The organism is Klebsiella sp. KPN54798 (assembly GCF_021184225.1).
Lineage (GTDB): Bacteria > Pseudomonadota > Gammaproteobacteria > Enterobacterales > Enterobacteriaceae > Klebsiella > Klebsiella pneumoniae.
In genome coordinates, this window is the sequence record NZ_CP089234.1 from 3,278,915 (window position 1) to 3,293,306 (window position 14,392).

Below are 14,392 nucleotides of genomic sequence, written 5' to 3' on the forward strand. Positions count from 1 at the left end.
AACTTAACAGAACCAGTCATCAGCACTTTCCCAGGTGTCCTGCAGGATTTCCTCTACACGTTTTTTATCTCCGTCCATTCCACCAAGCACGGTCAACCCATCGGAGCTGGCCCGACGAATCACAAGACTGCAGTTATTAAAGTTTTGATCCAATCGCCGCAGTAGCTCCTTCTCCAGAGCAGGCACAGCGCCATCCGGCAATTTTTTTTGGCGATCAATTGTGATTTCCACTTTCATAACTAGCTCCTCATGCAAATACTGTATAAATAAACAGTATACTTGTTAGGTGAAATGTTCAAGCGTTTAATGCCACTTTTCGCTAACCCATGCTCATGTTTAGATTGATCTTTTCTCCACAAAGGACGAAATCCGCTATCACAGGGATACAGTCATTTTTGTGGTGATCAACACCGTTGATAAGAAACGTTGCTACCTCTGGCGTACACTCGAATTTATTAAGATGGTCAGTACACAAGTGGCAACACCCGGTCACATGCTTCTGTAATGTTGGTTTAATTGACGAACGTCTTGAAATGGAATGTGCAGGAGACTTCTGCACTGATGATGCAATGCCATGGGATGAAACCCGCTCACCTGGTAGTCATGCTGGACCTGTCGAGTCGCTTACCTCGCTTTTAAAGTGGCTGAAACTATATTCCTGAGCGTCCGCACTTGGCACAATGCGATCCCCCTAAACTCAGCTCGCTGAACATCAAACTCCTGGCATTCATATACCACTAAAATAGTAATGATAATCATTTACATCAACGTGATATATTGAGTATGCTCATAACAAGACATATTTCTCATAGCAGAAGGTAATACTCAGTACGTGAGGAATAATCTGTGGCTGCATTGAGATGCAGCATCAATACAGTTTATGGAGATAAGATGAGAACAATTTCAGTCCGTTCAGTGCTGTTGGCCTCCACTATTACAATATCAACCGTCGTAACGGCATACGCCGATAGTCAATGGGCAGCAGCCACCACGACCTTTCCAGGTAGTATTCGTGCCGGATCTCGGGAAGTTCCTGTTAAGCCCGGAGATCACACGGTGATCACGATTAAGAACCTGCCAACAGGTGCGACTGTCACCATGCTGAATGGTGCTGAAGTCCTTACGCCGAAGCCATTGGCTGCCGATGAGAAGGGAAATCTCACTATTCCACTAAATGTTCCGGCCGACGCTGCTACAGGCCTTCATCCACTCACTGTTATCACGCAAAATCCCGCGAGCGTTTCGCAGGTTATGTTGAAATTGTCCAAGGTTGTTCCCCCGAAAAACACTGAGGCTTTCAGGCTGCAAACAATTCCCGTCGGTGAGCGGGCTTACCAGTCGGCAGTGTCGGCCGATGGGAAGCTCTTCGTGACTTCTGCACGCGGCCCGAAGGATGGTAGCCGGCTGATGAGACTGAACGCAGGAACGCTGGCTGTCGAAGCGGAGGCGACGCTGCCTAAAGACAAAAAGGGAGAGCAGATTGGAGTATTCGGAGTCGGTGTTGATAATGCCCATAACCATGTATGGACGACGAACACGCTTGCCGAGACGGTGACCGTCTATGACGCAAAGACCCTTTCTGTGGTGAAAGTCTTTCCCGAAGGGTCTGTTGTACATCCACGCGATGTGATTATTGATGAAGCCCACAATCGTGCCTATGTCAGTGCAGCGCTGACCGGATTTATCGAGGTATATGACACAAAATCACTTGAACACATCGGTCAACTTGAGTTCGTAGTGGAACATGGCAAAAACATGTTTAACAATACCGATCTTGCCCTTGACAGTGCAGGAGGGAAACTTTTCGGCGTCAGCCGTGATACGCCATGGGTAGGTTGGATTGATCTCAAAACGGGTAAGAGCACGACGGTGAAAGTGCCTGAGGCGCAGGGGGCAACAGACATCACTCGCGATCCGGCGACTGGCCGTCTTTACGTTGCTTCCCAGGAAACGAACAATGTCGTGGTTCTTGATGCGGACGGTAAGGTTCTCGCAGATACTTATATTGGTGCCGGAGGCGTATCTGTCGTCTGGGATCCAGTGACGTCTCAGGTTTTCGCCGCCACGCGTGCAGGTGGAACCGTTGCTGTTCTGAACAAGGACGGTAAACTGGTCGCTAATATTCCGATGGATGAAACACCAAACCACCTGACTGCCGCGCCTGATGGCGCCGTTTATGTGGTCTCGATGTATGGCGCTGTCGGGGACAAAACTCAAACAGGTTCAGTGACGAAAATCACCCAAAAAAAATAGCGACTTCTTTATTCGCGGGCAGACCGGCCTGACATTATTATTTACCCCCTTCCGCCCGTGGAGCGGGAGGGGGTATCCGGCATACCTGCCCAGTATTCACGTATTCATCTTCGATGCTGATTGATGTCCATTGCGATCCCTAAATGCAACCCGAATCTTTCCGCACGCAAGTCTCTAAGAGGCTGCTTTGAGCGAGAAGCGGAAGCGAGAATATGTCATGATTACCCGGATGCAGGACGAGCATCGGCCTCTGATAATCAATGGAGAGCAGGTCAGGATGACCAGTTCCCTTCTTATTTGTATATTACGGGCAGGCGACCATACGTATTTACTTAATACTCGTTCACTTTAAGGCTTCGTCTCTGCCGTGATACCAGGTTTCAAAAGCATCAGGGGTCATCGGTTTGGCAAAAAAATAGCCCTGAACTTCATCGCAGCCCAGCCTTCTTAAAATATCAACGGTCCTGGCGTCCTCGACTCCTTCGGCCAGAACGATATAGTCGAGCTGCTTGAGGAGTGTGATAACGTTGCGAACAATGATGCGGCTGGCATTGTCGCCAGCAACCTTACTCACAATAGAGCGGTCAAGCTTGATGATGTCCATCGGGATTTGTCGCAGGTAATTAATGTTGCTGTATCCGGAACCAAAATCATCCAGAGATATTTTAAATCCGCGTTGTTTGAGCATGTCCAGGCCGATAAGTGCAGCGGGGCTTTCCAGCATCTTCTCGGTTTCCAGACACTCCACCCCCAGCAGGGCGGGATCCAGACGTGCGTCCAGCATTTTCTGTTCCAGCTCATCGCAGAAATCTGGTCTTGAAAAATCACTGGCAGCCAGATTAATCGACACAGGTAAAGAAACTCCACGGCTTTGCCAGGCACTCAGTTGCACAATCGTGTGATCGATAACCCATGCTGTGAGTTCACGCATCAGGCTGGTCTTTTCGACCAGAGGAATAAACACACCCGGCAACACTTCGCCGTTTTTAGGATGTTGCCATCTAAGCAAAGCTTCGGCTCCCGTCACACGCCCTGTCACCAGTGAGATTTTCGGCTGATAAACCAGATATAAGCCCTGGTTTTCATGTAGCGCTTGCCTAACTTCAGTAAGAAGGCTGAAATCAGTCTTCTTACGGCTATCCAGTGCGTCATCATAAACTGTAAACCGGCGCCCCTGACTTATCCCTTCATGCAATGCGCTGACTGCACGGCGCAGTATTTCATTCGATGTCAGGGATTTATCGCAAAGCCCGGAGTCACCCATGTGAATATCCAGATCAAGGGGAACTTCAGGGGTAAACCTGGCCTGGATCCCCTGAAGGCTTTGAGAGATATCTTCTAATGTCCGAATTTTTTCCTTATGGGTAAAAAAGGCAAATCGTCCAACTGCCACGGCGTAGAGCGGCCCTTCTAAAGGCAGGCGGATCTGCAGCTCTGCGACCATATTACGAAGTAGATTTTCTACGGCTGTCATACCGAGGGAGCGAGCCATTTCGTAGGCTAATGGCATATCAATACAATCAATAATGACGAGCCTGAATGCGCCTTCAGTTGAAACCTCTATATCCTTCAGCAGTCGCTGCCGGTTTGGTAATAGCGTGACTATATCGAGGTAGCCGACGGAGTGCCACGAGGCCAGAAAATCCGATATAAGTCCTGCAATCTTTTCAAAAAGATCGAGCTGCTCGTCTGAAAGTTCCCTGGGCTGAGTATCGAGGATACACAAGGTACCTATGGGTACTCCATCCTGGGTTTTAAGTGGGCAGCCTGCATAAAAGCGAATGAATGGAGCCTCTTTCACCGCGTGATAGTCACGAAAGGTAGGGTGCTGATGAGTGTCATGACAAATGAATGTCTTACTCTGTTCCTGGGTCTGTACGCAAAATGCCTCGCTCAGGCTGATTTCCGTGACGGCAACATTTTGGGCTGATTTGATGTATTGCTTTTCTTCATCGAGAACAGAAACAAAGCCCATCGGCATGTTCAGCAATTGGCATATTAGATGAGTATATTTTTTTAACGCATCATCCCGGCCCTTGTCAGGATTTTTCAACAAGTCGATTGCCGCAAGTCTTTTACTTTCATCTCTGCTGAGATCGGTCAACATGGCAAGACATCCTCCGGCGCAATAGGCTTCTGGTTATTCCACACTCAAAGGTAGCATGCATCATTCTTCCAATGGCATATGGTAATACATACGCTGTGACCTGCATAAACTTTCACATTAAAATGTTTCCAGTTGATTGTCTCCCGGAAATGTCGCCCCCGGCTGCCCAGTAATCCATTTGCTGGTTGTGTTTGTGTCAGTAATGTCCGCTCCTGGCACTCAGCGGACATCTCAGCTTTGCCTCATCCCGGAATATTTGAACTTAACTTTAACATCCCGTACCAGATGCTGTTGATTCCATTTTAGGCATAATCAGCACCTCGTCGCATTGCGCAGGCAGCGGTTACGCATTTTGGCAAGCAACCAGAGTTCGTTTGCTGTTGTAGTCATCCCAAGCATCGATGTGTAAACAGTCGCAGCCCGGCGCCACAGCTTTTTGTCTTCCAGCGTCTTCGCCAGGGACAGTGCGTTTTGGACTTTTTTCACATCCTCTTCAGATAATGGTGTTGCAGTCTGCGGCAGGGCAACATCGGGAACCTCAACGCCTGCAACAACCCGGTAGACATACTGGCAACCGTTATGGGTACGATGGAGTTTTCCCGCGGCATGGAGTTGCCGCAGCAAGTTACCTGCTGTACTGGCTTGCAAGTCGAGCGCATCGCAGACATCCTGCAGGACGCATTCTGGCGTCCGGCTAACGATGGCAAGCACCATCTGTGCTTTGGTTACTTTGGTTTTTGATTGTTTGGCCATGGTCAAAACTCGTTTACTTGGTTAAACCTGCCGCCTTGCGGCGTTTGTACTCTTCCATCAGAATCTGTGCTGGCGTCGGTCCCGCTGGATGTCTCGGTGCTGCCAACTGCTGACGAATTGGCGGAATCGAAAACCCGTTAGCCAGGTGTTTGGTCCATTTCGTAAGTAAGTTTTCTGCCAGTTTTTTCAGCTCTCCCTCCGTCAGGTTCCTCTCAACTCCGGTTCTGCGCATCTCAATGCAAATGTGATAGAGAACATCCTGTTTCCATGAGTATTTGTCGCTGCCCGAGTATCGGTAAGACTCATTCCTCCAGCGCTTGTATTCCGCCATTACAGATTCGGATGTCAGATTGAACGGGTTAGCACCGCTGGCAGATACCAGAGCAACGAATTCAGCCAGATCCGGTGGCCATGTGTTACCCGCGGCGCAGCGCTCCATGCACTGACTGCAGACCAGAGTAATCTGGGCTTCACTCATCGATCCAATCTGGGCAATCCACATATCCGAGGGCGCCGCCCCGTTCTTCTGGGTCCACCGGTTCGAAAATATTTCCCCCATGACTGTCCAAAGCCGCCATGCCGTATCCGCCGCCAGCAAGTCCGTTTTGCTTTTCCCAGCGTTCTCTGGCTGCCTGAATTTCCTGAACTGCCCGGGATGCGGTGTTAACTGGTTGAATTCCTGCATGGTCTTTTCCTCCGGTTGCTGGTTGTGGTTTAGATTTGGCTCTGGCACTTATCACGCTGCGGGCAAATTTCTGCTCCCACTGAATCTGAGTGAACACTTTCCCCTCGGATTTCCAGTACGCGGTGAACTCTGCCAGCTCTGTCGGCAGGTATGCCGGTTCGGGAAGCGCTATACCCCAGGTAGCAGCCAGTCGCGGCCAGTCCTGTGACGGCAGCCAAAGGTCGTGCATGGCGAATTTCCCGATCGGAATATCCACTCCAGGCAGATACTGAGGTTGCTGGGGAAAATTTCTCTCCTGCGCATAGAGAGTGGGGTTTGATCCTTTTCCTTTCCCTTCCCTTCCTTTTCCGTCAGTGAGTCCTCCATGAGGATTCACTGAGTCCTCACTGAGCCCTCCTTGATTAGGGACTCTCTTTTCTTCCTTTCCTGCCTTAGACTCAGTGAATTCTGGCGGAAGAGGTATTTTTGAGGCCGAAGGCCTGTTTATTTTTTGATGCTTAAGGAAACCTTTAATCTGCAAATAGCAGACATCATTCACTGAATACTCAGTGAGTAATCCATGAGTAATCAGTTCCTGTATTAGTGGTTCGCAATCGAGCGCGTCCGCAGGGAAGATTTGCATCTTCAACCGTTTTGGCGAACGCTCAAGGCATCCCATATCGTTGGCGAAGTTGAACAACCCGATAAACAGGAGACGCGCTGGAATTGAACATTCCACCACCTTCTCATCTGTCCAGAATTCAGGTTTAACTGTTCTGATGCGGGCCATCTGAAACCTCTTATTAACCAGCTGGTGCTGGTGGTCATTGTCAAAACTCGATTAAAAAAATTGCGGCGCTACGGCGCTGATGCTCGCCAGTAGTGGTCCCGCCGCATCTGCAGGGAGCATGTTAAAAAGTGCAATTGCAGCTTCCCGTATTTCACGCTCTAGTTTCTGCAGAGGTGCGCCAAGTAACTTGGCCTGGTGCGCTTCGCTGCATTCTTTGATTGCATTGGCCACCAGCTCAGTTTCAGTTAAGCCATGTTTTAGGCCATGTTTGCGCGCGATCTCTATCGGCATTGCATCAGCGATCGCCGCCGAAAGCTGGATGACATAACTGGTGTACTTCTCTGAACCGCCCTCGTTTTTCAGGTAGCGATACAGATTTTGTTTATTGACGCTGATACCGCGCCCGTTTTGTTTCTCCCACTGTTCGGCCACCAGCTGCGCGACGTGGTCTTGCGCACGCCCAGGTAATGAGGACTCCCATTCCTGAACGGCGGCCAAAATGGCTCGGCATTTCTTGCCGTCACGCCGACGGGGCAAATACTGATTTTCCGTTTTCAGTTGCATACTCATCACCGGAGTATGATTTTCAAAAGAGGTGGTTTGCATGGTCACTCCTTAGGTATTCCATCCGTCGGATTCGGATATAGATCAGGACGTAATTCATGAGGCGTAACGCCCGTTGCATTAAAAACCTGTAAAACTCGCGATGAAGGCACAATACCTTTTGTTTTCCACTGACTTACTGCCATGCCGCTTACTCCAAGCGTTGATGCTAATTTATTGGCTGAGCCAGCTACTCGAATTGCGTTATCAAGGGCTGTCATATCTATCTCCTCGTTAAGTTAGGCATAATAAAGCATAGGTTTATATTCAATGCAAATTTTTAATTTATTGTGACTATAAACTAAACCTTTACAATGGGCTTATGAAAAACACTGAAGAACTCAACAACCAACTGATTGCTCGTTTGGAAGAAATTACTCAAAGAGGGATCAGCAAGGCGGATATGGCTCGCATTGCTGGAGTTACACCTCAAGCGGTGAATGGGTGGTTTAAGAAAGGAGTAATCAGTAAAAAGTCCGCAATTGCCCTCGCGGAAGCTGCCAATGTGTCTGTAACTTGGTTGCTTGGAGAGAAAGTATCTGAAGATTCAGGCCTCAAGCCAAATGAGAGCAAAATGTTACGTCTGTTTAGGCAGTTACCTGAGGCTGAACAAGAGAGAATGATTGATACGTTTGAAGTCCGCCTAAAAGAAATCGATGATTATGTTGAGAAATATCTCCGTGGTCGATTTAAGGCTAGCGACACTAACTAACATCTCTGATCTCACCCCATGAAACCGGCAAATGCCGGTTTTTTTTTGCCTGCCGCGCAGCCTCAATCACTCCAACAGCTCCCCTGTCTCGATTAAAGCAAAAGTTTGCATCTGTATAAATCCAATGTTGACATCAAACATAAACCAATGCTTTAATCATTCCATCGCAGCAAGTCATCGAGGCAGGAAGCCCACGAAGTAGCTGCCGGCGGCATACGAAACACCGGATGAGATGACAGCAATATCAATCGCAGCAGGTTCAACGTTCGGCTGCCCGGCCTTAAGGGAAAGAAATGAGTATGGATAAAGCATATGAAGACTATTTTGAAAGCCTCTCTGAAGGTGAGGAGGCGCTGAGTTTCAGCGAGTTTACCGCGGCGCTTTCAGGTAAGCCGGCAGACTGCGCCTCTTCTGAAATGTAATGGAAATCCTGCGCGCTTCGTGGTGGTGAATTGCAGGGTGAAAAAGCTCAATCGTGAAGATCAGCGTCACGACACCACCGACGAAGCGCGTCGAAGTAGTGAAAATAAAAAATCAGGGTTTGCAATGCGGTGAATGCGGCTATGCGCACGCGACACAGTTAAAAAAGTAAACATGGCGGTTATTCACACGTTGTGGGGAAAAAGTTGTCGTCGGTAGTTGTTAACTGGCTGCCGTCACCGGGAGGCACCCGGCGCCGCATTGCAAAACCACATCCTAATACTGAGTTAACTGGAGATAACTATGAAGGATTTTGCCCGAGTACCTACCGGGAACCAGGCGACCCGCCTGAACTGGTTCGAGGTGAGACTACGCCAGCTGTGTTACTTGCTGGCGCAGAAAGGAAACCCTGAGGCTGAGGCATGAATACCCTGTTTGCCCTTGTCATCAGCGTTTGTGCTCTCACTGGTGAATGCTCTGATGTTCTGATCGGTGTTTATCCATCAGAGGCCAGTTGCAACAGCAACGCCGATGAACAAAAAGTACAGGGCCAGTGCCTCCCCTACCGAAATGCACAAAACATGGCTGACGACCAACAGCCTGCAGCGAGTTTTTGAATCGAGTTTTGACCAATGGCCGTTACGGCCGGAGAAGTGATTATGGAATTTGGAATGAAACGCGTTCTGGCATCTGTCCAGGCCGCCGCCACTTTGAATAAGCTCTATGACGGCTCGCCCGTTTCACTGACGGCCATCAGTAAAGAGTCAAAGCTGTCTACTTCATACCTTGAGCAGATCTTCAAAAAGCTGCGGGCGGGTAACCTGGTAATTTCACAGCGTGGCCCAGGTGGTGGTTATAGCCCCCGCGGCGATGACATCACCGTTACAGAAGTGATCACTGCGGTATCTAAACTGCCAGCCCATAAAACTTTTGAGCCTATCCTGCGAGCGCTTGACGACGTTCGCGTATCACAGCTGCTGCGGGCCGATTCGCCAGCCCCATAAAGCACAAAACCCGCGCAAGGCGGGTTAAGTACCCGGTCAGCCGACCAAAGCTTTCCGGAATCGAGTTTTGACCAATGACCACCACCAGGGCGGCTGCCATCAGCTGCCGGGTATCTTACAATCCAAAGGAGCCCAAACGCAATGAACAACTACCCGTATCTCATTAAAGCGAAGGCAAAAGCAAACGAAGCGAAAAGTCTCTTCTGCTGGTTCTCTGCTAAATCCGATTCTCGCGCCGAGCGCAAAATCCTGGACATCCTGGAAGACGCTGAAATTAACGTTGGCCGCGGCGCCAGCCATCAGCTGCCGATCCGCACCAACTGGCTCATCGTTGATGACTTACCGGAAGAAGGTGTACTGGATGACACCTGGTCCGATCGCTACGAGCTTGGTGGTGAAGACGGGCTGACATGGCAAAAAATCGTTGCGCCAGCGGCTGCTGAACCACAGCCCTCCAGTAAACCAGAAAACGATATCTCTCCTGCAAATAGCGATGAAGAGGACTATTCGAACAATGAAGAAGCACTCTTCAACCTGGCGGAAATGTCATTCCGCACGCAGCTGCTTGCCCAGTATATGGCCGACGAGCGTCACGTGTATCACATTAGCATTCCTCATCGTAACCGCCTTTCAGCGATGGAAATGGATACGGATAATCACGGTGTGCAGAATCTGCTGCTGACGGCAGAAAATATTCCGGAGCTTAAAAAATATGATATGCCTGGCCTGTGGAAATTTACCAGTGCATTTAAGAGCGTATTTCCTGTGGGGAAACGCCATGAGCTCGGCAAGCAAATTCAGTTCGCCAAATTGTGGCTTGAAACGTCGCACATTGACCGCGGGATCCTTACAAAGGAATGGGCTGCTGGAAACTATATCACCTCAATAAACAAAACCGATGCCGGCGCCAATGCTGGCGGCGGTAACAAAACTGACCGCAATCCGGATTATCAGCATTCGCTGGATACTCTGGATATAGAGATCGCTCTTGCAACGATGCCTATGGATTTTGACATCTATAATTTTCCGGCATCAGTCCACCGCCGCGCGAAGGAAATAGTACAGAAGAAAGAAAGTCCATTTAAAGAATGGTCTGCAGCATTACGGAGCACACCAGGCATCCTTGATTATTCCCGTGCAGCGATTTTTGCACTGATCAGGGAAGCATCCAGTGGAATAACTCCTTTTCCAGATCGGTTGCGTGGCTACATCAACGCGAATCTGACTGGACATAAGCATGATACCCCGAGCGCTGAGACGCTTACCAAGGCGGGACATATTCCATCTGCTGCAGTCACACTGGATGCAACAAACCAAGTAATCGCCGGAGAGGATAGCAGCGCAAAACTGGAAACACTCTCCTCCGACATTAAAGCAGTTGGTGCCGAACTGGTAAAAGAGGCTCAAAAGCAACGTCCGGACGCTAATCAGGTTCTGGCCGCCGAGCGCGGCGAATATGTTGAAGGGGTTAGCGACCCTACGGATCCGAAGTGGGTAACCGAAGACCTTACCAAGACCAGGCAGCCTGAAGTTTCAAAAATTGGGGACGGAGTATTTTCCATTGAAGGTCTTGTTGACGTTACGGGCAAGGTTAACCAAAAAGAAAAAACAGATGAAGTTGTTCATCAAACGGATTCTGTAGATATTGAATCCGGTCATCATAATAAGGAGGAAGATCAGCCAATTGATTATGTTCACGTTATGGTTGATCTGGAAACCATGGGTAAAAAACATAACGCCCCTATCGTCGCTATTGGTGCGGTTGTTTTTGACCCGGCAACCGGCTCTATTGGAGAAAGTTTCTATAAAGTCGTATGCCTTGAATCCTCCGTGAACTGGGGCGCCGTAATCGATCCATCTACTGTTATCTGGTGGCTTAAGCAGTCCTCCGAAGCACGCTCTGCGATCGTAAATGATGATGCTATCCCGTTGCAGGATGCATTACTCCAGTTCAGAGAATTTGTTTCTGATAATGTCGCTGGTGGGAGCAAAAAGGCGCAGGTATGGGGTAACGGTGCGTCATTCGACAACTCTATTCTGCGTTCTTCTTACGATTGCATTGCTGAAGATTATCCGTGGGAATACTGGAACGATCGGGACGTACGAACAATGGTAGAGCTCGGCCAAGCCATTAGCTTCGACCCCAAAACAACGATCCCGTTTGAAGGGTCTCGTCACAATGCCCTCGCTGATGCTATTCATCAGGCCCGCTATGTATCAGCGATCTGGCAGCGAATAATTGCCGGCAATCAGGTGCTGCAAAAATTGATGCAAAACTGATTTTGTATTTTCAGATACTGGCCCAGCAATGGGCCATGATGAGGTAAAACATATGCTCCAGATGTTAACCCTTGAAGAGTGGGCAAACGAGAAATACAGAAGCAATCCTCCAAGTGTTTCCACTCTCAGGAATTATGCTAAACAGAATATGTTTTCTCCCCCAGCCAAAAAAGAAGGTCGATTCTGGCGCGTCAGGGAGGATGCTGAGTTGGTCGGTACATTGACCACTCCTGTAGTAAAGAAAAGCGACCCTGTTCTTTTGCAGAGGATTTTGAACGATGGCTGCCAGACCACGTAAAAATAATATATCTATTCCAAATTTATACCCGCTCTTCAGCAGAAAGGTTAATAAAGTATATTGGCGTTATAAGCACCCGATAACTGGTAAGTTTCATAGTCTAGGAACAGACGAAGCAGAGGCCACGGCAATAGCTATTGAAGCAAATAAAAGACTGGCGGAACAACAAACCCGCCAGATAATGGCAATCACTGACAGAATTTCCACCAGCTCAGGAAAATCAATATCAACTAACACCTGGCTTGAACGTTACTGGAAGATTCAGCAGGAAAGATTGAAGTCCGGAGATATTAAAGAAAACACTATCAAACAAAAAGCAAAACCAGTATCTCTGCTTAAGGAACGGGTAGGAATGAAATTAATATCCGCTGTCAATGTTCGAGATGTTGCGCAAATTCTTGATGAATATTTAGCAGAGGGACAACCCAGAATGGCTCAGGTCATTCGCTCTGTCCTAATAGATGTTTTTAAAGAAGCTCAGCATGCGGGAGAAGTACCTCCTGGTTATAACCCTGCACTAGCAACTAAACAACCTCGTAGAAAGATCACTCGCCAGCGCCTCACTCTTGAGGAATGGCAAAAGATTTTTGATATAGCCGATGAAAATCACAAATACATGGGGAACGCCATGCTTTTAGCCATAGTAACAGGACAGCGACTAGGTGATATATCCCGTATGAAATTCTCGGACATCTGGGACGATCATCTACACGTTGAGCAAGAGAAAACCGGAAGCAAAATCGCTATACCATTAGCTCTGCGTTGCAACGCAATCAACTGGAGCCTCCGAGATGTAATCAGTCGTTGCCGGGATTATGCAGTAAGCCCTTATTTGGTTCATTTCTTTAGAACCACCTCACAGGCTGAGCGAGGAGCACAGGTGAAACCCAGAACACTGACCATGAATTTCAGCAAGGCAAGAGACAGTGCAGATATTGACTGGGGACAAGGTACACCGGCAACTTTCCATGAACAAAGATCGCTTTCCGAGCGGTTATATAAAGCCCAAGGTATAAACACGAAAGATTTACTTGGACATAAAACTCAACAACAAACGGATAGGTACCATGATGATCGTGGGAAGGGGTGGACAACGGTGGCCTTATGAGGTTTTTCGGGAGGGGTTTTGATAACTTGTTTTGATAAAATTTTGATAACCGTTCGAAAACTAATAATAAAAACGGGAACCACCAGGTTCCCGTTCTGACATAATCTGGGGCCAGATTACATGTTCGCGATAATCGCGTCGCCAAACTCTGAACATTTCAGCAGTTTAGCGCCTTCCATCAGACGTTCAAAGTCATAGGTCACGGTCTTGGCGGCGATAGCACCTTCCATGCCTTTGACGATCAGGTCTGCGGCTTCGAACCACTGCATGTGGCGCAGCATCATCTCTGCGGACAGGATGATGGAGCCCGGGTTCACTTTGTCCTGGCCGGCATACTTCGGCGCAGTACCGTGAGTCGCTTCGAACAGCGCGCACTCGTCGCCGATGTTGGCGCCCGGGGCGATACCGATACCGCCAACCTGCGCCGCCAGGGCGTCAGAGATGTAGTCGCCGTTCAGGTTCATACAGGCGATAACGTCGTATTCCGCCGGACGCAGCAGGATCTGCTGCAGGAACGCATCGGCGATCACGTCTTTCACCACGATCTCTTTGCCGGTGTTCGGGTTCTTGATTTTCACCCACGGGCCGCCGTCGATCAGCTCGCCGCCGAACTCTTCGCGAGCCAGCTGGTAGCCCCAGTCTTTGAAGGCGCCTTCGGTGAACTTCATGATGTTGCCTTTGTGCACCAGAGTGACGGAATCACGATCGTTAGTGATCGCGTATTCAATCGCGGCGCGAACCAGGCGTTTGGTGCCTTCTTCAGAGCACGGCTTGATGCCGATACCGCAATGTTCCGGGAAGCGAATTTTCTTCACACCCATCTCATCGCGCAGGAATTTGATCACTTTGTCTGCTTCCGCAGAGTCGGCTTTCCACTCGATACCCGCATAGATATCTTCTGAGTTTTCACGGAAGATAACCATGTCGGTCAGTTCCGGGTGTTTAACCGGGCTCGGGGTGCCCTGGTAGTAACGTACCGGACGCAGGCAGACGTAAAGATCCAGCTCCTGGCGCAGCGCCACGTTCAGAGAACGAATGCCGCCGCCGACTGGGGTGGTCAGAGGACCTTTGATAGCAACGCGGTAGTCACGAATCAGATCGAGGGTTTCAGCTGGCAGCCAGACGTCCTGGCCATAGACGTGGGTTGATTTCTCACCGGTGTAAACTTCCATCCAGGAAATTTTACGCTCGCCCTTATAGGCTTTCTCAACGGCGGCATCAACCACTTTCAGCATCGCTGGGGTAACGTCAACGCCGATACCGTCACCTTCAATGAACGGGATAATCGGATTGTGAGGGACGTTCAGTTTGCCGTTTTGCAGGGTGATTTTTTGACCTTCCGCCGGAACTACTACTTTGCTTTCCATTAACCTCTCCTTCGAGCGCTTCTGGTTCTGCTC

Annotated in this window: 16 protein-coding genes; 8 read left to right on the top strand and 8 right to left on the bottom strand. The window is 49.2% G+C overall.

The window, feature by feature from the left end:
- Window positions 1-3: 3 nt before the first annotated feature.
- Window positions 4-237, bottom strand: coding sequence for a DinI family protein (locus tag LPQ25_RS15915; protein WP_012542186.1), 234 nt, complete (start codon window positions 235-237; stop codon window positions 4-6).
- 654 nt (window positions 238-891) lie between these two features.
- Between LPQ25_RS15915 and LPQ25_RS15920 the strand changes: the two genes are divergently transcribed.
- Window positions 892-2,253 carry a YncE family protein gene (locus tag LPQ25_RS15920; protein ID WP_048333319.1) on the top strand — a complete coding sequence of 454 codons (1,362 nt, stop codon included), beginning with the start codon at window positions 892-894 and terminating at the stop codon, window positions 2,251-2,253.
- Window positions 2,254-2,596: 343 nt separating this feature from the next.
- Here LPQ25_RS15920 and LPQ25_RS15925 read toward each other — a convergent pair whose 3' ends face one another.
- From LPQ25_RS15925 to LPQ25_RS15950, 6 genes are all read right to left on the bottom strand, one after another.
- On the bottom strand, window positions 2,597-4,360 hold the full coding sequence (locus LPQ25_RS15925) for a sensor domain-containing phosphodiesterase (RefSeq protein ID WP_014907823.1): 1,764 nt from the start codon (window positions 4,358-4,360) through the stop codon (window positions 2,597-2,599).
- 312 nt (window positions 4,361-4,672) lie between these two features.
- On the bottom strand, window positions 4,673-5,113 hold the full coding sequence (locus LPQ25_RS15930) for a PerC family transcriptional regulator (protein ID WP_021462584.1): 441 nt from the start codon (window positions 5,111-5,113) through the stop codon (window positions 4,673-4,675).
- A gap of 13 nt (window positions 5,114-5,126) precedes the next feature.
- On the bottom strand, window positions 5,127-5,672 hold the full coding sequence (locus tag LPQ25_RS15935) for a replication protein P (protein ID WP_223274238.1): 546 nt from the start codon (window positions 5,670-5,672) through the stop codon (window positions 5,127-5,129).
- The gene (locus LPQ25_RS15940) at window positions 5,584-6,567 is read right to left on the bottom strand and encodes a DnaT-like ssDNA-binding domain-containing protein (RefSeq protein ID WP_021462582.1); all 984 of its coding nucleotides are present in this window, start codon (window positions 6,565-6,567) and stop codon (window positions 5,584-5,586) included. The genes LPQ25_RS15935 and LPQ25_RS15940 overlap by 89 nt, the downstream gene beginning before the upstream one ends.
- A gap of 51 nt (window positions 6,568-6,618) precedes the next feature.
- Window positions 6,619-7,173: a toxin YdaT family protein gene (locus LPQ25_RS15945; protein WP_014907826.1), complete on the bottom strand. Its 555-nt coding sequence runs from the start codon at window positions 7,171-7,173 to the stop codon at window positions 6,619-6,621.
- A 2-nt stretch (window positions 7,174-7,175) separates the two neighbouring features.
- Window positions 7,176-7,391: a transcriptional regulator gene (locus LPQ25_RS15950; RefSeq protein ID WP_012542199.1), complete on the bottom strand. Its 216-nt coding sequence runs from the start codon at window positions 7,389-7,391 to the stop codon at window positions 7,176-7,178.
- A gap of 101 nt (window positions 7,392-7,492) precedes the next feature.
- On the opposite strand from LPQ25_RS15950, the gene LPQ25_RS15955 reads away from it, so the two are divergent.
- The 7 genes from LPQ25_RS15955 (at window position 7,493) to LPQ25_RS15980 (ending at window position 12,992) form a co-directional block, all read left to right on the top strand.
- Window positions 7,493-7,882, top strand: a complete 390-nt coding sequence (locus LPQ25_RS15955) for a helix-turn-helix domain-containing protein (protein WP_012542200.1) — start codon at window positions 7,493-7,495, stop codon at window positions 7,880-7,882.
- Window positions 7,883-8,181: 299 nt separating this feature from the next.
- Complete coding sequence (locus tag LPQ25_RS27230; protein WP_014228882.1) at window positions 8,182-8,304, top strand: hypothetical protein; 123 nt, start codon at window positions 8,182-8,184, stop codon at window positions 8,302-8,304.
- A gap of 420 nt (window positions 8,305-8,724) precedes the next feature.
- Window positions 8,725-8,919, top strand: a complete 195-nt coding sequence (locus LPQ25_RS15960) for a DUF1482 family protein (protein WP_021462581.1) — start codon at window positions 8,725-8,727, stop codon at window positions 8,917-8,919.
- Window positions 8,920-8,961: 42 nt separating this feature from the next.
- Window positions 8,962-9,306 carry an Rrf2 family transcriptional regulator gene (locus tag LPQ25_RS15965; RefSeq protein ID WP_021462580.1) on the top strand — a complete coding sequence of 115 codons (345 nt, stop codon included), beginning with the start codon at window positions 8,962-8,964 and terminating at the stop codon, window positions 9,304-9,306.
- A 141-nt stretch (window positions 9,307-9,447) separates the two neighbouring features.
- Entirely contained in the window at window positions 9,448-11,586 is a 2,139-nt protein-coding gene (locus LPQ25_RS15970) for a 3'-5' exonuclease (RefSeq protein WP_234599474.1), read from the top strand.
- Window positions 11,587-11,638: 52 nt separating this feature from the next.
- Window positions 11,639-11,884 (top strand): excisionase, encoded by a 246-nt coding sequence (locus tag LPQ25_RS15975; protein ID WP_012542206.1) that lies wholly within the window; start codon window positions 11,639-11,641, stop codon window positions 11,882-11,884.
- Window positions 11,865-12,992, top strand: coding sequence for a site-specific integrase (locus tag LPQ25_RS15980; RefSeq protein ID WP_014228877.1), 1,128 nt, complete (start codon window positions 11,865-11,867; stop codon window positions 12,990-12,992). The genes LPQ25_RS15975 and LPQ25_RS15980 overlap by 20 nt, the downstream gene beginning before the upstream one ends.
- Before the next feature lie 116 nt (window positions 12,993-13,108).
- Here LPQ25_RS15980 and icd read toward each other — a convergent pair whose 3' ends face one another.
- On the bottom strand, window positions 13,109-14,359 hold the full coding sequence (icd, locus tag LPQ25_RS15985) for an NADP-dependent isocitrate dehydrogenase (RefSeq protein WP_004150800.1): 1,251 nt from the start codon (window positions 14,357-14,359) through the stop codon (window positions 13,109-13,111).
- Between the last annotated feature and the right edge of the window lie 33 nt (window positions 14,360-14,392).

What these genes read in the sequence shown, in the direction of transcription:
- LPQ25_RS15975 (WP_012542206.1), top strand. Translation starts at nt 11,639, where the DNA reads ATGCTCCAGATGTTAACCCTTGAAGAGTGGGCAAACGAGAAATACAGA.
- LPQ25_RS27230 (WP_014228882.1), top strand. Translation starts at nt 8,182, where the DNA reads ATGGATAAAGCATATGAAGACTATTTTGAAAGCCTCTCTGAAGGTGAG.
- LPQ25_RS15955 (WP_012542200.1), top strand. Translation starts at nt 7,493, where the DNA reads ATGAAAAACACTGAAGAACTCAACAACCAACTGATTGCTCGTTTGGAA.
- LPQ25_RS15930 (WP_021462584.1), bottom strand. Translation starts at nt 5,113, where the DNA reads ATGGCCAAACAATCAAAAACCAAAGTAACCAAAGCACAGATGGTGCTT.
- LPQ25_RS15945 (WP_014907826.1), bottom strand. Translation starts at nt 7,173, where the DNA reads ATGCAAACCACCTCTTTTGAAAATCATACTCCGGTGATGAGTATGCAA.
- LPQ25_RS15940 (WP_021462582.1), bottom strand. Translation starts at nt 6,567, where the DNA reads ATGGCCCGCATCAGAACAGTTAAACCTGAATTCTGGACAGATGAGAAG.
- LPQ25_RS15965 (WP_021462580.1), top strand. Translation starts at nt 8,962, where the DNA reads ATGGAATTTGGAATGAAACGCGTTCTGGCATCTGTCCAGGCCGCCGCC.
- LPQ25_RS15920 (WP_048333319.1), top strand. Translation starts at nt 892, where the DNA reads ATGAGAACAATTTCAGTCCGTTCAGTGCTGTTGGCCTCCACTATTACA.
- LPQ25_RS15950 (WP_012542199.1), bottom strand. Translation starts at nt 7,391, where the DNA reads ATGACAGCCCTTGATAACGCAATTCGAGTAGCTGGCTCAGCCAATAAA.
- LPQ25_RS15980 (WP_014228877.1), top strand. Translation starts at nt 11,865, where the DNA reads ATGGCTGCCAGACCACGTAAAAATAATATATCTATTCCAAATTTATAC.
- LPQ25_RS15960 (WP_021462581.1), top strand. Translation starts at nt 8,725, where the DNA reads ATGAATACCCTGTTTGCCCTTGTCATCAGCGTTTGTGCTCTCACTGGT.
- LPQ25_RS15915 (WP_012542186.1), bottom strand. Translation starts at nt 237, where the DNA reads ATGAAAGTGGAAATCACAATTGATCGCCAAAAAAAATTGCCGGATGGC.
- icd (WP_004150800.1), bottom strand. Translation starts at nt 14,359, where the DNA reads ATGGAAAGCAAAGTAGTAGTTCCGGCGGAAGGTCAAAAAATCACCCTG.
- LPQ25_RS15935 (WP_223274238.1), bottom strand. Translation starts at nt 5,672, where the DNA reads ATGGGGGAAATATTTTCGAACCGGTGGACCCAGAAGAACGGGGCGGCG.
- LPQ25_RS15925 (WP_014907823.1), bottom strand. Translation starts at nt 4,360, where the DNA reads ATGTTGACCGATCTCAGCAGAGATGAAAGTAAAAGACTTGCGGCAATC.
- LPQ25_RS15970 (WP_234599474.1), top strand. Translation starts at nt 9,448, where the DNA reads ATGAACAACTACCCGTATCTCATTAAAGCGAAGGCAAAAGCAAACGAA.